This window comes from Lysinibacillus sp. SGAir0095, from assembly GCF_005491425.1.
Taxonomy (GTDB): domain Bacteria; phylum Bacillota; class Bacilli; order Bacillales_A; family Planococcaceae; genus Ureibacillus.
The window spans coordinates 3,650,001-3,673,627 of the sequence record NZ_CP028083.1 but is presented as its reverse complement, the minus strand read 5'-3'; the positions used below and the strand labels follow the sequence as shown (position 1 = coordinate 3,673,627).

Sequence of the window (23,627 nt, the reverse complement as noted above, 5' to 3'; positions counted from 1 at the left end):
TCATAACTGCTTGATATTATTTTAGAATAATTTTAAGAGTGTTGCCCAAATTTGGTAGCTGGTCATATGACATTTGTAATAAAATAAACATGATGTTTGCTCCTACTAAGCCAAACCTTCTTTTTTTATAATGTAGTTAGAAACAAAACGAAGAAAGAGGGTATAGGAATTGGCTATGACTGATGCTGAAAAGACGAAACAATTACGGAAAGACGTAGCACCTTTCGCAAAATCACAGTTGAAAATTAGTATCTTACAAATAATAAATACGATCGTTCCGCTTCTTGTGATTTGGGGAGCTGGATATTACCTATTACAGTTTTCTCCGTGGTATACGGTAGCCTGCAGTATTCTTGCTTCGGGTTTTGTAGTACGGACATTTATTATCTTCCATGATTGTACGCATGGCTCGTTTTTTAAAAATAAAAAAGCAAATGCCATTATAGGGAATATTACGGGAATCTTGACTTCATTTCCTTATGAAAAATGGAAAAGAGAGCATATGATTCACCATGCCTCTAGCTCTAATTTAGATAAACGCGGTATTGGTGATATCGATATGTTAACGGTTGATGAGTATTTGAAAAAGTCTAAACTTGGTCGATTTGGCTATCGTTTATATCGTAATCCAATTGTGATGTTTGGATTAGGTCCTTTATATTTGGTGTTGGTAGCAAATCGCCTGAATCGTAGTGATGCAAAAAATAAAGAACGAATGAATACGTATTTTACAAATGCAGCATTACTGATAATTTGTATCACTTTAATTGTTGTAACCGGCTGGCAAACCTTTTTACTTGTACATGGAATCACGATGTTTATGTCTGGGGCATTAGGGATTTGGTTATTTTATATTCAACATACTTACGAAGATTCGTATTTTGAATATGAAACAGAATGGGATTATGTAAAAGCGGCTGTTGAAGGAAGCTCTTATTATAAGCTGCCGAAAATCCTGCAATGGGTGACAGGAAACATAGGCTTCCACCATGTGCATCATTTAGCGCCACGTGTACCGAATTATAACTTAGAAGCGGCACATGAATCCATTCCTCCTCTGCAACAAGCAACAACGATTACATTAAAAACTAGTGTCGAGTCTATTCGTTATAAGCTTTATGATGCGAAGAATAAAAAATTTATTTCTTTTAAAGATGTAGAGCAATCTTTACGAGTTAAAAATAAATCTGTTCAAGCTTAAGGGATTTTTCGAGAAGTACATTGGGATGTTTTTAATAGAAATCACGGTGTTGCCTTTAGTGGTACACCGTGATTTTGTTATACTAATAAATAAGTGGTTTTCATTAATGTAAAATCAGTCTAATGAAAACGGAAAATACAAGAAGTGTGAGGAAGGTTATGCAAAGCTGGTATACAATTTTACCGAAAAATCCGTGGATAAGTATTTATGTATGGGTAATTTTTTGTATTATGCCGTTCTATTTCATTATCCGCTCATTATCTTTACTTGAAATTACGATAGGTGTTGTATTAATTTTACTTTTCTTTTTATCTCATTATTTTTCTTTTAATTCAAAAAGTGCTTTGTTGTACATGTGGATTAGCTTTGAAATGGTATTAAATATAGCGATGACCTTGATGTATGGTTATGTTTATTTATCTCTATTTACGGCTTTCTTTATAGGGAATTTCAGAAACACAGTAGGATTCTTCATAATGTATGGCTTACATATTGGTTTTACAATCATTTCACTCGTTGCAGGGTATTTCCTTGATCTAGAATTATTTCTCTCCCAAACGCCGTTTATTATTGTTACGGTTGTAGGTGTCGTACTTTTACCATTCACATTATATAGTAAAAATAAAAGAGAGAAGTTGCAAGGACAGCTTGAAACGGCGAATGAACGTATCGCGGAATTAATCATTCACGAAGAGCGTCAAAGAATTGCCCGAGATTTACACGATACATTAGGACAAAAGCTTTCAATGATTGGTTTGAAAAGTGATTTAGCTAGTCGACTTGTTACAAAAAATCCAGAAGCAGCCATTCAAGAAATCAAGGATATTCGTCATACTGCGAGTATCGCGTTAAAGGAAGTACGAGAACTGGTTTCGGATATGCGTGCGGTGAAGATTCAAGAAGAGTTAGCTAGAGTAAAACAAATACTGCAAGCTGCTGAGATTGAATTTGAAATTCAAGGAGAAAAGGTAGATTTACAACTGCCAGTATTAGTGGAAAGTGTATTAAGTATGAGCTTAAAAGAAGCAATCACAAATGTCGTAAAGCATAGCGAAGCAAAAAAATGTGCCATACGAATAGAAAAAAATGAAAATGAAGTATTTCTTACAGTTTGCGATGATGGTAGAGGGTTTAACGAAAAGTTAAATATCGCTGGGAACGGTTTGAAAGGAATGAGAGAACGTTTAGAATTTATTAACGGCTCTGTTCAGATTGAAAGTAAAAATGGTACTGAACTGTTAATCAGTGTTCCGCTTGCCATTACACATCAGAAAGGAAGTGTGTGACATGATTCGAATTGTGATAGCTGAAGATCAAGGAATGTTACTTGGTGCGATGAAATCACTACTTAATATGGAAGATGATATGGAAGTAGTCGGCATTGCTAAAAACGGTGAAGAGGCAGTCGAACTGGTTAATGAACTAAAGCCGGATATATGTATTATGGATATAGAAATGCCTGTGAAAACAGGACTTGATGCAGCGGAAAGCTTGCAGGAAAATTCATCTTGTAAAATCATTATTTTGACTACTTTTGCTAGACCTGGCTACTTTGAAAGAGCAAGAAAAGCAGGTGTGCGTGGTTACTTGTTAAAGGATAGCCCGATTGAAGAATTGGTGAATTCCATCAGAGTGATCAAAGATGGGCGACGGATTTATGCACCGGAGCTTGTGGACTTTGTTTATGAGGACGATAGTGAAAACCCATTAACAGAGAGAGAAAGCCAAGTATTAGAGCTGGTTGCTGAAGGAAAAACGACTAAAGAAATAGCAGCGGAGCTCTTTTTGTCCGCAGGTACTGTGCGGAATTATATATCCACTATTTTAGATAAGCTGGGTGTGGGCAATCGAATTGAAGCCATATCAAGATTTAAAGAAAAAGGATGGAATAAATAAAGAGAATTTCGTGTATTAAAAAAAGAGGCTGTCGTAACAGCCTCTTTTTTATGTGCTTTTAGGATGGCTGCAAAAATGGCTCATCCTCGTTGCAATTTTATTTTGATTTTTTTGTAAGGCGACCTAGAACGAATGCAGCAGCAGCTACCCCAAGAACAGTATTTGTTTTCTTAGTGAAAACTTGTTTTGTTACAAGGTTAATGTTTTGCGGGCGTTCTGCTAAACGGCGCATAAAGTAGCCGTACCAGTCATTCCCAAATGGGACATACGTACAGAAGTTATAGCCTTCTTTAGCCAGATCTAATTGCATTTCTTTACGGAAGCCGTAAAGCATTTGGAATTCAAATTTATCATTAGGAATATTGTTATCTTTTACAAATTGTTTTACATGGTTAATGACATTGTGGTCATGTGTTGCGATTGATGTGAATTTTCCATGTAATAAATGATATTCAATTAACTCGATGAAGTTTAGATCGATATCGTTTTTATCTTGGTAAGCAACTTCTGCCGGCTCTTTATAAGCACCTTTTACAATACGTAAACGATAGTTTTTATACTTCTCAGTATTTTCCTGAGCATTGAAGAAATAAGCTTGAATTACTGTACCGACATTGTCGTACACTTGTGAAATTTGGTCTAACAAATCGAATGACGGCTGAAGACGATCATAATTTTCCATATCAAAGTTGACATGGATTTTATATTCGTGCGCTTTTCCTACGATTTCCATTAAATTATCGTAACAAAAATCGTAGTCGATATCTAAACCAAGTTGAGATGGTTTAAGAGAGATGTGAGCATCCACATCGTTTTCATGGATAGCTTCAATGACTTCAAGGATTCTATCCTTTGCTTTTGTCGCTTCTGATTTTTCGTAAACGAATTCACCCAGGTTATCAACAGTACAAGAAATACCTTGAGCATTCAATTCTTTCATGCTTTGGATTACTTCTGGGATATTAGTTCCTGCTACTACATTTTGTGCACCCATTTTTAAACCATATTTTTGAGCGGCACTATTTAAGAATTGGTTCTCAGATAAAGTAATAAAAAAATCACGTAATACTGGCATAATTGGTACCTCATTTCTATTTTTGCAATTATTATATCACAGAAAAAAATAATAATATTGAATTGGGAAAAGTACAAATTTTCTAATTTAAGAAGTTGTGTTTTTTATCAATTGCATACGTTCATTAAATAAACTTGGGTAGCTTAATAATCCGATTAAAATACTGGATAAAGCGGCAGTAGTCAGTAATGCGAAAATAATTAGCAATTGGAATTGTACGGCTTGTACAGGATCTGCTCCACCGATTATTTGACCGCTCATCATTCCGGGCAATTGTACCAGTCCGATTGTTTTTTGGCTTTCTATTGTAGGAATCATACTCGCGCGAATTGCGTTTTTTAGTTGGCCGTGGATGGCTTGTTTTGGTGTTCCTCCAAGGGATAAAATTAGTTCAATCTGATCGCGGCTAGATTCAATCTCTGCAGAAAAGCGGTTTAAGAAAAGGATGGATAATACCATTGAGTTTCCGATTAACATACCGCTTATTGGAATGATGTATTGTGCTGTAGCTGGTACAATTTCAAATCCTAAAAGAATCCCTTGTGTGATAGCCTCCACGATAATAAGAGTTATCGAAATTTTCCATGTGATCCCCTTAATAGCTTTCCCTTTTTTTCGGGCATTTAACGTAGCAGCTAGTATCATTAATGAAATCATTAACAACATATAGACAAAGCTTTCGGCATCAAAAACGAACTTTAATACATAACCGACAGCCAATAATTGAATAATGGAACGTAGAGTGGCGATGATTGTATCTTTTTCGAGTTCGAGCTTTAATGCTTTTGATAAGGCGAATGGAACCAGGACGAAAATTAATGTTAGGGAGAGTGATGTATAGGTCATTTTGCATGTACTCCATTCAAAAAATGCTGAACCTGTTCGTTCCTTGAAGTACTTAGTATATTGCTTTTACCACTTTCTAACAATTGACCTTCCATCATAATCCACGTAAAGTCGCCAATTCTTTTTGCTTGTTCGATATTATGTGTAATCCAAATAATCGTTACTTGTGATTCTTTGTTGATTCTAAAAATGAGCTGTTCGATTTCGCTTGCAGAAGTAGGGTCCAGAGCTGACGTAATTTCATCGAGAAGGAGAATTTTAGGTTTATTTACAAGTGACCGAGCGATTGATAGTTTTTGCTTTTGGCCTCCCGATAAATCTTCTGCCTGACGATATAAAAAAGTATGGTCAATTCCTGCAACTTCTAAAAATAAAATTGCTTCATTTTCAGTTAATTTTTTCTGCTGTAATGTAAAAGGTAATGCAATGTTTTCAAATACTGTACCTCGAATAATCGGTGCATTTTGTAGAACAATACCGATATTTTTTCGAAGAGCTGTAGGTTCCATCGAAAGAATTGAAGTTGAATCAATAAAAATCTCTCCAGAAGTAGGAGAAATAAGGGCGTTGCACATTTTTAAAAGTGTTGTTTTTCCGGCTCCGGATGGTCCAACAAGAGTAGTAATTTTCCCTTTATAAAAAGTGCCGCTAATATTATCCAAAATGGACATTTGATTCACTTGATAACTGACATTTTCAAAGTGAATAGCAGAAGTGAAAGTTTCTTTCATGTTTTTCTCCTAATATGTAAAAATTAAGTATATTATAACGCTGGATTGAGCTGGAATGAAATAGGGTTTATCCAGAACGAAAAACAAAAAAAGCTAACTCGTAAGATTTGGGGGCACGAGTTAGCAAAAAGGTATTGATCACTAGCTTGCTAAGGGGAACAAGTCTAGGAATCGACAATAGGAGAAAAGAAAGACTTTCCTTAAAGGTAATTGTTAAAAAAGAATCCTATGGAAATTTTAAAAAAATTACTTGATTGGCTTCTTAGTTCAATTACCTCGTGTCACTATATCTAACATAATAATATGATTTTTTCAAAAATTCAATAGTTTTTTAAAATTTTACGTAAGGAAATGTAACATTTATAATGGTTTGATTTCAAAAAGGAGGAGGATTAATATATAAAAGCGTTACATTCTAAAATTTTCGAGTAGCATAGCATACTAGAATGGTAACTTTTAAGATGGGAATGTTATGAAATTTAACATTAATTAATATGGTGCTAAGGAAAGGGGGTTAAATCAATATCTAGTTTATTGTTAAATAGTGTATACTATGACTAATTATGAAACTGGAAGAAGGGGCATCATATGAAATCAAATTTTGCTGACGATAGCTTAACTTTACACACGGATTTATATCAAATCAATATGGCGGAGAGCTACTGGGCGGATGGCGTCCACAATCGAAAAGCTGTTTTTGAATTATATTTTAGAAAGCTACCTTTTGGGAACGGATATGCTGTATTTGCGGGATTGGAAAGAATTCTACAATACTTGAAAGATTTTCGTTTTTCGGAAAGTGACATTGCATTCTTATCAAAAGAACTGGGTTACAAAGAGGATTTTATTCATTACTTAAAAGATCTTAATTTCACCGGATCGGTTTATTCTGTGAAAGAAGGGGAACTTGTATTTGCAAATGAGCCGCTTTTAAGAATCGAAGCACCTCTGGTGGAAGCACAGTTAATAGAAACGGCCCTTTTAAATATTGTAAATTACCAAACTTTAATTGCTACAAAAGCAAGTCGTATTAAACAAATTATCAAAAATGAAGTAGCAGCCGAATTTGGTTCCCGTAGAGCTCAGGAAATGGATGCGGCAATATGGGGATCGAGAGCTGCTATAATTGGCGGTTTTGATTCTACTTCAAATGTTCGTGCTGGTAAGCTGTTTAATATTCCTGTTTCTGGTACACATGCACATGCTATGGTGCAAGCGTATCGAAATGAGTATGAGGCATTCCATTCTTATGCAAAGCGACATAAAGATTGCGTATTTTTAGTAGATACTTATAATACATTAAAATCTGGTGTACCCAATGCGATTCGTGTAGCAAAAGAATTGGGAGATAAAATTAATTTTGTCGGCATTCGATTGGATAGCGGAGACATTTCTTTTCTATCTAAGGAAGCAAGACGAATGCTAGATGAAGCAGGTTTTACAGATGCAAAAATCATTGTATCGAATGATTTAGATGAGTACACAATATTAAATTTAAAAGCTCAGGATGCAAAGGTCGATTCTTGGGGAATTGGAACAAAATTAATTACTGCATACGATCAACCGGCGTTAGGTGCTGTATATAAATTAGTCTCCATTGAAAATGAATCCGGTGAAATGGAAGATACGATTAAAATTACTGCGAATGCAGAGAAGGTATCTACACCAGGGTTAAAGAAGGTATATCGGATTATTAATAGGGAAAATGGAAAAGCGGAAGGCGATTATATTGCGATGGCTGATGAGAATCCGCAAAATGAAGAACGGATAAAAATGTTCCACCCTGTGCATACCTTTATCTCGAAATTTGTAACGAATTTTGATGCAAAGGAATTGCATGTCAAAGTAGTAGATGGAGGAAAGGTTATTTATGAAAGTCCTTCGGTTGAAGAAATGAAACGATATGCATTTGAAAATTTAGAGCTATTATGGGATGAATATAAGCGTTCACTTAATCCTGAAGAGTATCCGGTTGACCTAAGCAAAAAATGCTGGGATAACAAAATGCGAAATATTGAAGAGGTTCGCAATATGATTCATGATATTGAAAATCAGTAAAGGAGTGACTGTTCATGCAAGATTTGCAAAAACAAATTATCGAAGAGTTAAAGGTTCTGCCTGAAATTAATCCCGAAGAAGAAGTTCGCAAATCCGTCAACTTTTTAAAGGAATACGCAAGCAAGCATTCCTTTATGAAAAGTTTTGTTATTGCAGTAAGTGGTGGGCAAGACTCTACTTTAACCGGAAAGCTGATTCAAATTGCTGTAAATGAGTTGAACGAAGAGCTTGGAGAAGAAAAATACTCAACCATTGCCGTTCGCTTACCTTATGGAGTGCAGGCGGATGAGGCGGATTGCCAAGATGCTCTTGCCTTTATTCAACCAACGGAAGTAATTGAGGTAAATATTAAAAAAGCGGTAGATGCAAGTGTTGCTGCTTTAGAGGAAGCTGGCATTCGCTTAAGTGATTTTGCAAAAGGGAATGAAAAAGCTCGTGAACGCATGAAGGTTCAGTATTCCATTGCGGCCATGAAAAATGGGGTAGTAGTTGGGACTGACCATGCTGCAGAAGCAATATCGGGATTTTATACGAAATACGGTGATGGTGGTGTAGATTTAACTCCTATTTTCCGTTTGAATAAAAGACAAGGCAAACAAATTCTAGTCCACTTGGGCTGTCCAGATCACTTATACTTGAAAACACCAACAGCCGATTTAGAAGAAGATCGACCAGCGTTGCCTGATGAAACGGCATTGGGTGTGACATATGAAGCGGTTGATGATTATTTGGAAGGTAAAGAAGTGACAGAGGAAGTTAGAGCAATTATCGAGGGTCACTATTTAAAAACTCAACATAAACGTCACTTGCCGATTACAATTTTCGATGATTTTTGGAAATAATAATTAACGTTTATTAAATGCTGTAATCTTTGAGAAAAGAGGTAAGAGCAAATGCGAACTACTCGAGTGATACCAAGTCAAAGCAGTATATTTCGAAATTCAAGGCAATATTTACATTCGAATGAACAGGTTTTTCGTGTTATGCAAGAGGGGGAGCAGAATCAGTATACTGGTGGAGATGGAAATCAGAAAAGAAAAAAACAAAAAGAAAAGAGTCCTTCTTCAAAAAAGGTTGTGCTGAAAACAAATTTGAAAAGAATGGCCATTAATGGTTTGCGGTTTGATGCAATGTCGATTGCATCGTTGCAAAATCACTTGTTGAAGCATTCTGAGAAAATAGAAACGGCACGAAAACAAGTAACCGGTATTCATGCTTACCGTTCGTCAATCTAATAGCAAAAAAATGCTTCAATTTATAATTGAGGCATTTTTTTTGTGCATGTAATGATGTGGGTAATAGATAATGGATAACCTGTAAAAATTTAGGTAAATAATTCGGTTCTATTATTGGATTCGTACCTACTTTTCGTTTATGCTTAATATATAATGTGTGTAAATTCTGACTATTGTTGGAGATTTTGGAGGAATGTTAATAATGCATAGACAAGTTGAAGCGATCATAAAAAATATAGAAAAAGTAATGATAGGAAAGCGTGAAGTAGCAGAATTAAGTGTTGTTGCACTTCTATCAGGAGGACATGTTCTGCTTGAGGATGTGCCAGGGGTCGGAAAGACAATGATGGTAAAAGCTTTAGCAAAATCAGTAAGCGCAGAATTTAAACGTATACAATTTACACCGGATTTACTTCCATCTGATGTAATCGGTGTTTCCATATATAATCCGAAAACGCTCCAGTTTGAGTTTCGTCCAGGGCCGATTATCGGAAATATTATTTTGGCAGATGAAATTAACCGTACCTCTCCTAAAACACAATCTGCTCTTCTAGAAAGTATGGAAGAAGCTTCTGTAACGATAGAGGGAGAGACATTGCAAATTAAAAAGCCGTTTTTTGTAATGGCAACACAAAATCCAATTGAATATGAAGGTACATATCCATTGCCTGAAGCACAATTAGATCGTTTTTTGCTAAAAATTAAAATGGGCTATCCTTCCGCACAAGAAGAGGTTGAAGTATTACGTCGTGCTTCCAATTCTGAACCAATTGTTCATTTATCGCCGGTCATCTCTATAGACGAGCTTTTAGAACTTCAAGAGGAAGTGAGGAATGTATATATTGAAGATTCGGTTAAGAGCTATATTGTGCAACTTGCAAGAGCAACAAGGAATGTAAGTGAAGTGTATCTAGGTGTAAGTCCACGTGCCTCTATTGCCTTAATGAGAGCGGCTAAAGCCTATGCAAAAATGCAGGACCGTGATTATGTGAATCCGGATGACGTCCAGTATTTAGCGCCATTTGTATTTGGACATCGTATTATCTTAAAGCCTGAAGCGAGATATGAAGGTATCACTGCAGAAGGAATAGTCAATCGAATCATAGAGAAATCTGTTATTCCGATTAAAAGGTATGCTGAGCAATGAAAAAGCTGAAAACTTACCTGCGCAGTGGAGGAAGGTTTACAGCCACTCTTTTGCTGGCAGTTATCACATTTAGTTATGCGATGTTTCAAGGCGGTTTTGTCAGTTGGTTTGTTTTCTATTCTTTAACACCATTTTTACTTTACTCGCTTCTCTTTTCCTTTGCGCCCATTAAGATTGAAGAGGTGCATCGAGAAATAACGCCTTCTAAGCTTCATCGCGGTGATTCTGCAAAAGTAACGGTTAGCTTTCGGAATACAACTTGGATTCCGCTTATATTTATGACTGTTCAAGAAATTGGGATTGATAGTAAATTTAAAGGAAGCTTCAATCAAATCTACTTTGTTGGATGGAAACGCAAATTTGAATGGTCCTATGAATTGGACGACTTGAAGCGAGGTAAAATGCAATTCGAAGGTATTCGATTTATCTTTACAGACTTTTTTGGATGGACTATCCGTACAAAAGTTGTTGAAGAAAATAAATCGCTAGTTATCTTGCCCAAAATATCAACAATTAAATATAAACCATTACAAATGCAATTTGAACATGGTGGAGTAGCCGCACCTTTTTCGATGGTAAAAGATACATCACTAGTAACGGGAATAAGAGATTACCAATCTGGGGATAAGTATTCATGGATACACTGGAAATCCTTTGCCAAAAATGAAACCTTGCGTACGAAGGAATTTGAAGATCGTCAAACCCAGGATATCTTTCTTGCAATTGAACAGTCTTCAACTAAGAATTTTGAACATGCTGTGGATTTAACGGCTTCTATCCTGCAAAGTGTCATCAAAAATCATGGTGACATTTCTTTTTTATCAACAGGTGAAAAAAAGGAGATATTTCCAAAACTAAAGTCCCAAAGTCGGCTAGAAAAAGTAATGCAACATTTAGCTGTCATCGAACCAGATTCAAAACAGTCGATTGATTCCATTCTTGGGAATGAAATGGGGTTAATCAATTCTGCTACTTTAGTACTTGTCACCGGAGAGCTTTCCAAAGAATTGAAGGACTTTTTTGTGAATAGTTCCAAATTTGCAAGGGGTATTGTTTGTTTTGTTGTTTCTGATCAGAAAGAAAAAGTTATAGAAAAACGATTGAGTGTGGGGAATGTAAAAGTAATTCATATTACAGATGATCAATTTGAAAATGCATTCACGGAGGTGATGAAGCCGTGAAGAAAAATACGTTTAGTTTGATAGAATTGGCAATTTACTATATTGTGATATTCTTTCTTTTGCGAGAATGGCTTGTGCCGGTAATGGAGCTGACGAACACCGGCTTTTTGCAATTGATCATGTTATTTATAGCCCTGGCGCTTGTAATCAGCTTATTTCAAATTCACTTTGTTATTTCAGCGCTCATTAAATTTAGTTATATCATATGGTTTATTGTCTTTGTGTATGGACAAGTTTTTGTCCTTTCTGCTGAAGGGATAGATTTTCTGTTTAATGATTTTCAAACAAATCTTACAGCCATACTAAGTGCAGATTGGCTCCATATTACCGATCCTTTCCGAACGTTCTTGTTCTTTATCTTAATTTGGATGTTAATTTATCTGATTCATCATTGGATAGTGGTAAGGATGAGTGTTTTTTATTTCTTGTTGTTAACAGTGTTTTTCATAGGGACACTTGATACTTTCACCAAGTACGATGGGGATTTTGCAATCGTCAGAATAATGGTGCTTGGTTTAGCTATGACCGTCTTCTTATTATTAAAGCGTTTATTAAAACAAGCGGATATAAAAGTGGATTTAATGAGATATATAAAATTATCCGTACCGGTTGTTTTGCTGGTGATGGTTGTGAGTAGTATTGCCATTTTCCTGCCAAAATTTTCTCCTCAATGGCCAGATCCAGTACCGTTTATTAAAGCAGCAGCTGGTAAAGGTGGAGCTGAAGTAAATGGGGGAGGTATTAGGAAGGTAGGGTATGGTGAAAATGATAGTAGATTAGGTGGCTCCTTTGTGGCAGATGATACTGTAGTATTCTTAGCGGAAGCGGAAACGAAGCAGTATTGGCGTGTGGAAACAAAGGATGTTTATACATCGAAGGGATGGGAGGACTCAAGTTACTTCCAAGGAGAATTGAGAGCTTTCGCACATGGGGAACAGGTGCAGTATTCCTTGCCGGTAGGTCCTGAAGAGGATACAAAAACGGCCACGATTGAAGTGATGAATCCTTATGAATTTGTTATACAGCCTTATGGATTGAAGTCTGTTACCTCTGCGATGATTTCTGTACTTCCAAATCTTGAATTCATGATGTCATTGGATACGGAAAAGATTATGTCTTTTGTAGACCGTGCTCCTACAGCTTTACCGGGCTATACAGTGGAATACAGTAAGCCGGTTTATCTATACAGCACTCTGAAGAACCCGACAGAAGAAATTGATCCGACGTTAGCTGAGCGGTATTTACAATTACCGGAAACCTTGCCTGCTAGAGTTAGAGAGTTAGCTGCGGATATTGTGGAAGGCAGAGATACTCCTTACGATCAGGCAAGAGCGATTGAAATGTTTTTTAAACAAAATGGGTTCCGATACGACACGGATAAAGTGGCTGTCCCTTCGGAAGAACAAGACTATGTAGATCAATTTTTATTTGATACGAAAATTGGCTATTGTGATAATTTCTCAACGTCAATGGTCGTATTATTGCGATCGATAGGAATTCCGGCAAGATGGGTGAAAGGATTTGCTGGTGGGGATGTGATTGATAACCATGGCTCATCAAGTACCTATCAAATTACAAATAATGATGCTCACTCTTGGGTTGAAGCCTATATTCCAAATGTGGGATGGATGAATTTTGAACCTACCATTGGGTTTAACAATTCACGAAATATCGAATATGACTTAACTACAGAGGATGAGGAAGAAGAAGTCTTAAGTGTAGAAGAGGAAACGGAACCTGATGAGAAAATAGAAAAGGACAACGAGCCTCAACAAACAACTGCTCAAGAAGGTCAGTTCTTCAAGAATATCTCAAATTTCTTTGAACAAAATAAGTTGATTCTAATAATCACTTTGTTGTTAGTACTTGTAGGCGCGTTTGTTCTATATAAAATACGCAGAAAGTGGCTGCCGAAAGTATACAGACAGCTATACAGGAAAAAAGAATTAAATGAATCTACGTTTGAATCTTCATTCTTGAAATTGTTAAAGTTATTAGAGATGAAAGGGTTTAAGCGAAAAGAAGGACAAACATTGCAGATTTTTGCAAAAGAAATTGACTCTTACTTTGGAACGGGTCACATGTCAATGTTAACTAATGCGTATGAGCAAACTATCTATTCAAAAGATGCTGCTGGAGTGAATATGCATCAAATGAAAGAAAGTTGGGAATATTTAATCAATCGGGTAACTAGTTGATTTTAGCTTCTACTAAGGGTAGAATTTAGAAAAAATATAATTAGGCTGCCTTCATATAAGTCCGATAATAGGGTTCGGATGTATCTACTAAGTTACCTTAAATAACTTATCTATGAAGGCGGGTATTGCTATGTCTTAGGCCATGAGCTATATCCGCCTTGTCTTCAACCAATGAACGCGTCAGAAAGATATCTTTTTGAACGCGTTTTTTTACAAATGAAGCGAGGTGCCTTTAAAATTCAGAAGAGGTGTAAATAGCGTGACGACTCCATTGTTAAAAGAACAAGAAAAAATCGTTGTACTCGATTTTGGTAGCCAATTTAATCAATTAATTACACGTCGAATTCGTGAATTCGGTGTTTTCTCAGAATTACATCCACACACAATTACGGCTGAAGAAATTAAAGAAATGAACGCTACAGGAATTATTTTCTCTGGTGGTCCGAATTCTGTATACGATGAGAAAGCATTCAAAGTAGATGAGGCCATTTTTGATTTAGGCTTACCGATCTTAGGGATTTGCTACGGGATGCAATTAATGTCTTATGCTTTAGGTGGTAAAGTTGAGGGTGCTGATCACCGTGAGTACGGTAAAGCAGAAATCAATATTACGACTGAGAATCGATTGTTTGGTGACCTTCCAAAAGAACAGGTAGTATGGATGAGTCATGGTGACCTTGTAACAGAAGTGCCAGCTGGATTTGAGGTTATTGCAACAAGCGCATCTTGTCCAATTTCAGCAATGCAAAATGTAGAACGCGGCTTCTATGCTGTTCAATTCCATCCGGAAGTACGTCACTCTGTATATGGTAATGAAATTTTACGCCAATTCGTATTTGATATTTGCCAGGCAAAAGGCGACTGGTCAATGGCAAACTTCATCGAGATTGAAATGAATAAAATCCGTGAACAAGTCGGTGACAAACAAGTTCTTTGTGCATTATCCGGTGGGGTAGACTCTTCTGTCGTAGCTGTGTTAATACATAAAGCGATCGGGGATCAATTAACTTGTATGTTCGTGGACCACAACTTAAACCGTAAAGGTGAAGTTGAACAGGTAATGAAAACCTTCACGGAAGATTTTGATATGAAAGTGATTAAAATCGACGCTCGCGAACGTTTCATGAGCAAATTAGAAGGCGTTTCAGATCCGGAACAAAAACGTAAAATTATCGGAAACGAATTTATTTACGTGTTTGATGAAGAATCAGCAAAATTAAAAGATATGGATTTCCTTGCACAAGGAACTCTTTATACAGATATTATTGAATCAGGTACAGCAACAGCTCAAACAATCAAATCACACCATAATGTTGGTGGTCTTCCAGAAGATATGAAATTTGAGTTAATCGAGCCATTAAATACTTTATTCAAAGATGAAGTACGTGCTTTAGGTTTAGAACTTGGCTTACCTGAAGAAATCGTTTGGCGTCAACCATTCCCGGGGCCAGGTTTAGGTATCCGTGTTCTTGGTGAAATCACTGAAGCAAAACTAGATATCCTTCGTGAAGCGGACTATATCTTACGCGAAGAAATCAAGAATGCTGGTCTTGACCGTGATATCTGGCAATACTTCTGTGTACTTCCAGACATCCGTTCTGTAGGTGTAATGGGTGATGCGCGTACTTACGATTATGCAGTAGGTATCCGTGCTGTAACATCCATCGACGGCATGACTTCCGACTGGGCACGTATCCCTTGGGATGTACTAGAAAAAATCTCTGTACGTATCGTCAACGAAGTAAACGGCATCAACCGCGTGCTGTATGATATTACATCTAAGCCACCAGCGACGATTGAGTGGGAATAGGGCTGTTCAGTAATATTAATCTGAATAGGTTATAAACGTAGTTATATAAATGTGTCTAGTTTAGTTTGTTAAGAACTTCATCGTGAGTTAAGTGCAACGATTTCTATTCAAAACTTAAACCCTCTTTTAGTTATTTATAACAAATAACTGGAAGGGGGTTTTTTATTTTGGACAAATTTAGCGAGTTGATGGATGACTTTAAAATGATTCAGTAAAGTCAAGGTCGCAAAGATAAAGATAGTGAAAATCATTTGATGATGAATTATTACTAAGTTTTTAATGTTTTACTGATATATGCAAGGTTAAGCGGTACACTAATAAAGTAAAAAGGTTTACTTCAGTAAAATAAGGTATATTATATTTGTTGAATAGATTCTCTTTAGAGACAAGTAGGTGAATTAAGTGGGGAAATATCAATTGGATACCAAAGGTCAGGTAGCTGTGGCGAAGTATCATGAAAAACGCAAGCCTGCCCAATTTGATAAAAAGCAACAACTTGAAAAAATACGTGAGGAGTATTTGGAAAAAAGAAAAAAACAAACAGATAAATAATATGAATGAAAACATAGGAAGTTTAAACTTTCCCTATGTTTTTTTCTTATTCGAAGTTCTTATATCAATGGTTGGTGAACTTGATGTATGTTATTACATCTAAGCCATCAGCTTATAGCCATAATTAAAAAGCTCTCTTTTATTTGCACTATCTAGCAAATGAAGGAGAGCTTTTGAAATGAAATTATAGAACAAGCATTGGATTTCCTGCAAGTTATGGCTGAACAGCCCCATCAAAAATCTGTTCTTCAAATTGTTCCATAAACTGACTAAGATTTTCTTCGGTTATATAAGTTGCATACCGTAAGTCATCACCTTTATGGAAGGCAGCGATATCATTAGCAACTAATTTGCCTGTTGAAGGATAAAAGTGATGGGTATCTATGTAATAATCACGATCTACCGTAATGTCATTAAACGTTGTAAAGTTTATGACCCCGCCAAACACTTCGATTAGATCTTCTAACCAATCACGGTAATAAGCAATTCCGGCCTCGCTATTAAAAACTTTCTTTGTTCGATCAATATAATAGGGCGGTGAATAGACAAGGAATGTCGAGTCAGGATTGTTTTTCTTTATTTGAGAAAGTAGTTCTACATAGCCTTTTTCATCTTTAAAGGTTTTCAGTGTATTGAGTTTATTTATACCCTTTTCGATATTTGCATCGCGTACTCCCGGCGAAACAAACTCTGTTGAAACGACGTTTTCTCGATTGTATATACGGTAACCGGCAGGTGTAGGGTGCCCTTCTTGCGTATAGTTCCTTTTTGCCTTTTCATATGTATCAAAAGAAAATAAGGACTTTATGCTGTATAACTTTTCTTCGTTATTGGCTATATATACTGACGGTTCAGGGAATTCCATCAAACCTGGAAATTGCCGTGGATAGACTTCTAAAATGATTGTTTCAAAACCGTTATTCTTCTCTGAAGCATATGTGATATAACCTTCATATTCGCTAATATCAAGAGAACTGGCAGAAAAATTATAAGCGTTCATATCAGTAAAATGGTTTTGATTAATATACGTTGTTCTACTTGTTCCGACCACTAAAGTATCGTAATGATGTTGTTTTTGTGATAGATAGTTTACTTTTAATTGTCGTTCATCAAAACCTATTTGATGTTCGTTATGTTCATTTTGATGACTGAAATTCCATAGTGGATCCACGTAAAAGTTAAATGCGGCAATCCGAATGAATGGAATCATGAATAGACAGGTTAAAAGGATAGTTAACCAAAACCAATGTTTATATTTCATTCAATATGCACTCCTAAAAGTTGAAATAAATAAATTCACTGTTGCTAAAACTTGAAAATGCAAGATAGACGACCACCGCTATTAATGCAGTTATATAAACAGAGCCAACAATTGAATTGGTAAGTCGAGTTTTGCTCAATTCGTATGTGTTTTTTGCAAAAAAAGCAATTAATAGTCCAGCGATCATAAGGACATAAATTATTTGAATTACCGAAAAGTTTATTGAGAATTCTACAGGTGTATTAAATAAAGCGGTTTGAGCATCAAGTGTTGGTTCTAATCGTAAATTTCGGATGTTAAACATACTGCTTAACACTTCTAATGCTTGATTTACCGATGTCGCACGGAAAAATACCCATGCAATATTTACGAAGTTAAAAGTAATAAACCAGGCTAGTAATGGCGGTAATTTCAATTGCTTTCGGCTCCATAAACGGTTAATGCAAGAAGCAATTCCATGCATCACTCCCCAAATAATGAATGTCCATCCAGCACCGTGCCATATTCCACTAACTGTGAAGATAATCATGATATTGATGTAAGTGCGTAATACACCCTTGCGACTGCCTCCGAGTGGGATATACAGATACTTCGTTAAAAAAGTATTTAATGTCATATGCCATCTGCGCCAAAATTCTTGAATACTTAGCGATTTATATGGTGAATTGAAGTTCAAGGGCAATCTAATGTTAAACATTAATGCTAATCCGATGGCCATATCAGAATAACCGCTAAAATCAAAATACAGCTGCATTGTATAGGATAAAGAAGTAATCCATCCTTCCGCAACTGAAAGAGAAGCCGAGTTGGCGAATCCCTTATTTGCCCATGCTGCAAAAGTATCGGCAATTGCTACTTTCTTAAATAATCCAACGATAAAAATGAAAAAGCCGATTGCGACATTTTTATAATTAAGTATTTTTCCCTTTAAACCCTCTAACTGAGGGATCAATTCAGCGTGATAAACGATTGGCCCTGCAATCAGTTGAGGGAAGAAGGTAACAAACAATGCATAATCAAAAAATGAATAATCTTTTGTTTCTTTTCGATAGGCATCGACTAGATAAGCGATTTGCTGGAAAGTAAAGAAGCTAATTGCTAATGGCAATGCCAGGTTGAATAAGTCAAAGGTTGTTTTGAATAAGAAATTAACGTTTGTGAGAAAGAAATCTGTGTATTTAAAATACCCAAGCAATCCCACATTGGCGATGATTCCAAAAGTTAATAAAGCCTTTGATTTTGTATTCTCTTTTCTTGCAAGCAATTTTCCTAAATAGAAGTTGAAGAATAGCGAGGCTAATAATAAAGGTAAATAAGCTATATTCCACCAGCTATAGAAAAACAATGAACTTAAAACAATCCAGAGCTTCCCGAGCTTTATCAATCGATACTTATTTAAGATAAAGTAAACGATAAAAACAATGGGGAAAAAGATAAAGATAAATTCAAATGAGTTGAATAACATATAATTTACATTTCCTTTTTGATTTTTATTTATAATCTTACTAGATATTGGGTTTAATTGAAATAAGAGTATGTATTAAGGATGCATAAGTCTTGATTAATAAATCATTTGTTATTCATGTGAGAACTTAGATAACCATTAAGAGATGGTCTTGGGGGTAGCTTTCTTTTATTTGTGCTTGTTGGCAAATGGAAGAGAGATTTTTTTATGAACAAAATGCAATAAATAGGAATTATTACGATTTAAAATAAATACTATGTTATGAGGTGTTGATATTTAGTTTTGAATTTTGGACAAGCATTCAACCATCGTGGTGTTGGGTAGAACGCTAGAACGCTATGATTAGTCGCAAAAAAATCCAGCAAAGAAGAAAGAGGAGATTCGATGCAAGCTAGGCAGAAGAAGTCAGTAAATATTTCAACAGTATTTGTATTAGGAATTTTAGTATTTTCTTTAGTTCCACTATTTCTTAAAATGGATTCATTTAATCTATCAAACTCTTTTCTCCAATTAAATACGATTTTTCTCAGTATCTTAATTGAGGCAATTCCATTTGTCTTAATTGGGGTGCTGATAGCAGGTTTTATTCAAATTTTCATAACGGAGGATCATATACGTGCGTGGATACCGAAAAATAAATTCTTGGCTGTTTTAATGAGCTGTATAGTAGGGGCGGCATTTCCTGCCTGTGAATGTGGGATTGTTCCCATTGTTCGCAGATTGATAGGAAAAGGTGTGCCTTTATATGCAGGAGTAGGATTCCTATTAACGGGACCGCTTATTAATCCTATTGTTATTTTATCGACTTATATGGCATTTGGTAATGATATGGAGATGGCATTACTCCGAATGGGGGTAGGGTTTGTTGCCGCATTGGCCATTGCTCTGGTAGTTAGTTTTTTATTTAGAACCAACCAATTAAAAAATGCGAAGGAGCACAGTCACTCACATACACGTGTTAAGAAAAAACAACCGCTTGTGCCGAAGATCAGTGAGATGTTTAAACATTCTATCGATGAGTTTTTTGATATGAGCAAGCACTTAATTGCTGGTGCTTTTGTTGCTGCATTTCTTCAAACCTATGTTTCGACACAATCGCTCTTGCAGCTGGGGGAAACTCAATTTCAATCAACCATCGTCATGATGGCGTTAGCTTTTGTACTATCTCTATGCTCGGAAGCGGATGCATTTATTGGTGCTTCCTTTAGAAATGTATTTCCAACTACCTCAATATTAGCCTTTTTAGTTTACGGACCAATGATTGATTTCAAAAATACAATCATGTTATTAAGTGTATTTAAGGCGAAGTTTGTAGTTGTTTTATTCATTCTGATTACAAGTATCGTTTTCTTGTTTGTAACCCTATCAAGCTTACTTTAGGAGGTGCGACATGAAGTTCCATTTTCAACATTTTTTAAAAGCTCTCTTACTCGGATTATTTACTTTATTTTTTGCAAATCTTCATCTTACTGGTGATATCACTAAGTACATTAACCCGAAATATGATTATATGAGTAAAATGGCTGCAATCCTCTTTTTTGTTCTATTACTTATCCAACTTACACGTATATGGCAGGAAAAACATTCGCATCATGCTTGTTCCCATAATTGTGATCATGATCATGGAAATAATCATTGGAGTTTAAAGCGAATCGTCGGTTATAGTATGGTTGCTTTTCCAATCATAACTGGATTTATGATACCGCCTGCTACATTGGATTCCTCGATTGCAGCAAATAAGGGCTTTCTAATATCTCAAGGGAATAAAGAAAGTAATGATGGTTCTGCCCGGGAGTCTTTGATGGAAGGTGCCGAGTCTTTGGTGGAGAAGGAGAATATTGATATCTATTCAAGTGAGGCAATCGATGATGTGGCACTACCTAATAATAACTATGTGTCGGAAGAAGAATATGATGAAAAGTTCCGATTGCTGCAAGAGTCAGAAACAATCCAAATGACAGAAGATATGTTCAGTACCTATTATGGAGAAATTAATGATAATCCAAATGTCTATGCGGGGAAAAAGATTAAAATGAGCGGCTTTGTCTTTAAGGAAGAGGGCTTTGAAAGTAATCAGCTGGTCATTTCAAGATTTCTCATTACACATTGTATTGCTGATGCGAGTATCATTGGTTTTCTAACGGAATTTGATGGAGCTGCCACCATTAAGGAAGATACTTGGGTTGAAATTGATGGTGTATTAGAAGTGGGTTCCTATGGAGGTTATGAAATGCCTGTTGTAAAGGTAACGAGTTTAAATGTAGTTGATGAACCTAGTGAACCATATATTTATCCAGTTTTAAAGTTGTTGGGTAATTGATGTTGTACTTTATGAGAGTCTCGATTTGAGGCTCTTTTGAATAGTGGGATAATATAGTGCGGTTTTGCTTTTAGACTGCCATACGTTGAACGAGAATAGAAATACACTAGATGAAAAACTCTCTTCGGTTACAGGGTTTCCCTGTATGAAGGGGGTCTTTTTGTTGGTTAATGCTCATTTATTTAAATGTTTCTAAAAAATAAACACTAAAAATATGTAAGTTTCATAGGGAGGATATTTGGTAATAGAAAGAATAGATACAACTATACAAATTAGCTTCAATTTTAGGAGGAGACATACCATGGAAAAACGCGAGTTATATGGAATTTATGATACCGAAGCACAATTGGAAGCGGAGATGGATCGGTTACGATTGCAAGGATATAAAGAGGAAGATATGTTTATCGTATCAAACCGAGATGACCAATATACACTGCACCGTGGATATGCCGGATCCGCTGAAGAAATGGATGGAGCGAGTTGGTGGGATAAATTTAAAGCCTTCTTGACAGGTGAAGATTTAGTGAAAGATAATTTCCGTCGCCTGGGGATTGACGATGCGGAAAGAGAACTATATTACAAGGAAATGCGCAATGGCAAATATCTATTGTATGTCGATTCAGACTATGACATTTATTACAACGGGACTACTCTTGCCACTGACATTAATGAGGATACAACCAATCACCGGCAAGGCGGTATTTAAGTGAAAATCGGAGTTAAGAAAAGGAGTGAAAAAAACATGGCTCATAAAGGAAAAGAAAAAATTGACCGACTGGAAGATAGCGCGACGTTTGATGATGTGCCGAACGAAGAATTAAACGAAAAAGTAAAAGATGAGAAAAATAAAGAAAAGACAAAAGACACCTCTTCTAGTGAGGAAGAAAGAGTAGACGAAAATTAAGTATTAAAGAGCAAATCCATAGACGGGGATTTGCTCTTTTCATTTTGTGGAACCAACTTATGTACGAATCAACTTCTATTGTAGTATATATATCCGGTGTCAGCATTATTGTGATTTAATTATTAAAACATTATGTGAAAAAAATGCCCAATTCACGAACTTTAATTTTAAAATTTTAAAAAATGTTCGTAAAAGTGGTTGAAATTCAGAATGTGAGATGATATATTACAGAAGTAAATTAAATATTTCGTCGTATAATGTCGAGAATATGGCTCGTGAGTTTCTACCAAGCTACCTTAAATAGCTTGACTACGATTTAGAATCTATTAGTAAATGCTATTTTTATATAGTTATTCTAATAATCGTAGACATGCAACTCTTGTTAGGTGTGTGTCTTTTTTTATTGACATTGTGGACGAACAATTCGGAGGAAAAAATGAAAAAGTATTTCCAATTTGAAGAGTTAGGGACGAACTATCGTCGAGAGATTCTTGGTGGTTTAACTACATTTCTTTCAATGGCTTATATTCTTGCGGTAAATCCAGGAATGCTAGAAGCTGCTGGAATGGATTATAATGCAGTATTTGTAGCGACAGCATTAGCTGCTGCGGTTGGTTGTTTATTTATGGGGTTAATTGCTAAATACCCAATAGCACTAGCTCCAGGTATGGGGCTTAATGCATTCTTTACCTTCTCTGTAGTAATGGGAATGGGTATGGCTTGGGAAACGGCTTTGACAGGAGTAATGTTCTCTGGGGTAGTATTCATTGTTTTATCGCTTTCTGGTATTCGTGAAACGATTATTAATGCTATTCCAGCTCAATTAAAATATGCAGTTGGTGCAGGGATTGGTTTATTTATTACTTTTGTAGGGTTCCAAGGTGCTGGAATTATCGTAAATGATGATTCAACTCTAACAGTATTAGGTGATGTAACATCTGGTAATACATTACTTGCTGTATTTGGTATTTTCGTAACAGCTATCTTTATGGCTAAAAAAATTAGCGGCGGAATTTTTTATGGAATGGTGATTACTGCAGTTGCTGGTATGATCTTTGGATTAGTTAAACTTCCTGAAAAGGTTGTCTCTACTATTCCTAGTTTAGAGCCTACTTTTGGTGCTGCTTTTCAAGCATTTGGAAACTTAGATTTAATCTTAAATCTAGATTTTTTAATTGTAGTCCTAACATTCTTATTTGTAGATTTCTTTGATACTGCAGGTACTCTGATGGCAGTAGCGGGGCAAGCTGGTCTTGTAAAAGACAATAAATTGCCTCGGGCAGGTAAAGCTTTACTTGCTGACTCTTTAGCAACAGTAACTGGTGCAATTTTCGGTACTTCAACAACGACTTCATATGTTGAGTCAACGGCTGGTGTCGCTGCAGGTGCACGTACAGGTCTTGCTGCAGTTGTAACGGGAATTTTATTCTTAATTTCTTTATTCTTCTCACCAGTTTTAGCTGTAGTAACAAGTGCAGTAACAGCACCAGCATTAATTATCGTGGGTGCATTAATGGTATCATCGTTAAAGCTTATTGAATGGGATAAAATCGAGATTGCTATTCCAGCATTCCTAGTAATGATTTGTATGCCACTAGGATATTCAATTGCTACAGGTATCGCGATTGGGTTCATCTTCTATCCAATTACAATGCTTGTTGCGGGTCGCTCTAAAGAAGTACATCCAATCATGTATGGACTGTTTGTAATTTTCTTATGCTACTTTATCTTCTTGTAAAAATATTAT

General features: G+C 36.0%; 21 protein-coding genes and 2 riboswitches. Of the genes, 16 read left to right on the top strand and 5 right to left on the bottom strand.

The features are described 5' to 3' along the window. Positions 1–175: 175 nt before the first annotated feature. The 3 genes from C1N55_RS18050 to C1N55_RS18040 all read left to right on the top strand — a co-directional run bounded on the left by C1N55_RS18050 (position 176) and on the right by C1N55_RS18040 (position 3,097). A complete protein-coding gene (locus C1N55_RS18050) occupies positions 176–1,201 on the top strand; it encodes a Delta(5) desaturase DesA (protein WP_205758558.1) in 1,026 nt (341 codons plus the stop codon). A gap of 158 nt (positions 1,202–1,359) precedes the next feature. Continuing rightward, positions 1,360–2,487: a sensor histidine kinase gene (locus C1N55_RS18045; RefSeq protein WP_205758488.1), complete on the top strand. Its 1,128-nt coding sequence runs from the start codon at positions 1,360–1,362 to the stop codon at positions 2,485–2,487. Between the two features lies 1 nt (position 2,488). Then, on the top strand, positions 2,489–3,097 hold the full coding sequence (locus C1N55_RS18040; RefSeq protein ID WP_137730084.1) for a response regulator transcription factor: 609 nt from the start codon (positions 2,489–2,491) through the stop codon (positions 3,095–3,097). A gap of 97 nt (positions 3,098–3,194) precedes the next feature. Here the strand turns inward: C1N55_RS18040 and C1N55_RS18035 are convergent, their stop codons facing one another. The 3 genes from C1N55_RS18035 to C1N55_RS18025 all read right to left on the bottom strand — a co-directional run bounded on the left by C1N55_RS18035 (position 3,195) and on the right by C1N55_RS18025 (position 5,749). After that, on the bottom strand, positions 3,195–4,172 hold the full coding sequence (locus C1N55_RS18035) for a proline dehydrogenase family protein (protein ID WP_137730083.1): 978 nt from the start codon (positions 4,170–4,172) through the stop codon (positions 3,195–3,197). An 87-nt stretch (positions 4,173–4,259) separates the two neighbouring features. Continuing rightward, on the bottom strand, positions 4,260–5,018 hold the full coding sequence (gene fetB / locus C1N55_RS18030) for an ABC transporter permease (RefSeq protein ID WP_137730082.1): 759 nt from the start codon (positions 5,016–5,018) through the stop codon (positions 4,260–4,262). Next, on the bottom strand, positions 5,015–5,749 hold the full coding sequence (locus C1N55_RS18025) for an ABC transporter ATP-binding protein (RefSeq protein WP_137730081.1): 735 nt from the start codon (positions 5,747–5,749) through the stop codon (positions 5,015–5,017). Before C1N55_RS18025 ends, fetB begins: the two co-directional genes overlap by 4 nt. 588 nt (positions 5,750–6,337) lie before the next feature. Between C1N55_RS18025 and C1N55_RS18020 the strand changes: the two genes are divergently transcribed. From C1N55_RS18020 to C1N55_RS20645, 8 genes are all read left to right on the top strand, one after another. Next, positions 6,338–7,807: a nicotinate phosphoribosyltransferase gene (locus C1N55_RS18020; protein ID WP_137730080.1), complete on the top strand. Its 1,470-nt coding sequence runs from the start codon at positions 6,338–6,340 to the stop codon at positions 7,805–7,807. 14 nt (positions 7,808–7,821) lie between these two features. Further along, positions 7,822–8,649, top strand: a complete 828-nt coding sequence (nadE, locus tag C1N55_RS18015; protein WP_137730079.1) for an NAD(+) synthase — start codon at positions 7,822–7,824, stop codon at positions 8,647–8,649. A gap of 51 nt (positions 8,650–8,700) precedes the next feature. After that, positions 8,701–9,042, top strand: a complete 342-nt coding sequence (locus tag C1N55_RS18010) for a hypothetical protein (protein ID WP_137730078.1) — start codon at positions 8,701–8,703, stop codon at positions 9,040–9,042. Between the two features lie 202 nt (positions 9,043–9,244). After that, positions 9,245–10,189, top strand: coding sequence for an AAA family ATPase (locus C1N55_RS18005; protein WP_137730077.1), 945 nt, complete (start codon positions 9,245–9,247; stop codon positions 10,187–10,189). Continuing rightward, positions 10,186–11,370 (top strand): DUF58 domain-containing protein, encoded by a 1,185-nt coding sequence (locus C1N55_RS18000; protein ID WP_137730076.1) that lies wholly within the window; start codon positions 10,186–10,188, stop codon positions 11,368–11,370. Before C1N55_RS18005 ends, C1N55_RS18000 begins: the two co-directional genes overlap by 4 nt. After that, positions 11,367–13,568, top strand: a complete 2,202-nt coding sequence (locus C1N55_RS17995) for a transglutaminase-like domain-containing protein (protein WP_137730075.1) — start codon at positions 11,367–11,369, stop codon at positions 13,566–13,568. The genes C1N55_RS18000 and C1N55_RS17995 overlap by 4 nt, the downstream gene beginning before the upstream one ends. 31 nt (positions 13,569–13,599) lie before the next feature. Then, positions 13,600–13,701, top strand: a riboswitch (purine riboswitch). 126 nt (positions 13,702–13,827) lie between these two features. After that, on the top strand, positions 13,828–15,378 hold the full coding sequence (guaA, locus tag C1N55_RS17990) for a glutamine-hydrolyzing GMP synthase (protein ID WP_305036257.1): 1,551 nt from the start codon (positions 13,828–13,830) through the stop codon (positions 15,376–15,378). A gap of 402 nt (positions 15,379–15,780) precedes the next feature. Then, positions 15,781–15,930, top strand: coding sequence for a hypothetical protein (locus C1N55_RS20645; RefSeq protein WP_168193896.1), 150 nt, complete (start codon positions 15,781–15,783; stop codon positions 15,928–15,930). Positions 15,931–16,144: 214 nt separating this feature from the next. Here C1N55_RS20645 and C1N55_RS17985 read toward each other — a convergent pair whose 3' ends face one another. Both C1N55_RS17985 and C1N55_RS17980 read right to left on the bottom strand, forming a co-directional pair. Continuing rightward, positions 16,145–17,191 carry a hypothetical protein gene (locus tag C1N55_RS17985; protein WP_137730074.1) on the bottom strand — a complete coding sequence of 349 codons (1,047 nt, stop codon included), beginning with the start codon at positions 17,189–17,191 and terminating at the stop codon, positions 16,145–16,147. Positions 17,192–17,204: 13 nt separating this feature from the next. Further along, positions 17,205–18,656 (bottom strand): MBOAT family O-acyltransferase, encoded by a 1,452-nt coding sequence (locus C1N55_RS17980; RefSeq protein WP_137730073.1) that lies wholly within the window; start codon positions 18,654–18,656, stop codon positions 17,205–17,207. A gap of 384 nt (positions 18,657–19,040) precedes the next feature. On the opposite strand from C1N55_RS17980, the gene C1N55_RS17975 reads away from it, so the two are divergent. From C1N55_RS17975 to C1N55_RS17955, 5 genes are all read left to right on the top strand, one after another. Further along, the gene (locus tag C1N55_RS17975; protein WP_137730072.1) at positions 19,041–20,036 is read left to right on the top strand and encodes a permease; all 996 of its coding nucleotides are present in this window, start codon (positions 19,041–19,043) and stop codon (positions 20,034–20,036) included. Positions 20,037–20,046: 10 nt separating this feature from the next. Then, positions 20,047–20,976: a TIGR03943 family putative permease subunit gene (locus tag C1N55_RS17970; protein WP_137730071.1), complete on the top strand. Its 930-nt coding sequence runs from the start codon at positions 20,047–20,049 to the stop codon at positions 20,974–20,976. Positions 20,977–21,277: 301 nt separating this feature from the next. After that, complete coding sequence (locus tag C1N55_RS17965; RefSeq protein WP_137730070.1) at positions 21,278–21,682, top strand: YflT domain-containing protein; 405 nt, start codon at positions 21,278–21,280, stop codon at positions 21,680–21,682. Further along, positions 21,683–21,880, top strand: coding sequence for a hypothetical protein (locus C1N55_RS17960; protein WP_137730069.1), 198 nt, complete (start codon positions 21,683–21,685; stop codon positions 21,878–21,880). A gap of 230 nt (positions 21,881–22,110) precedes the next feature. Beyond that, a riboswitch (purine riboswitch) is annotated at positions 22,111–22,212 on the top strand. A gap of 104 nt (positions 22,213–22,316) precedes the next feature. Continuing rightward, positions 22,317–23,618, top strand: a complete 1,302-nt coding sequence (locus C1N55_RS17955) for an NCS2 family permease (RefSeq protein WP_137730068.1) — start codon at positions 22,317–22,319, stop codon at positions 23,616–23,618. Positions 23,619–23,627: the final 9 nt, after the last annotated feature.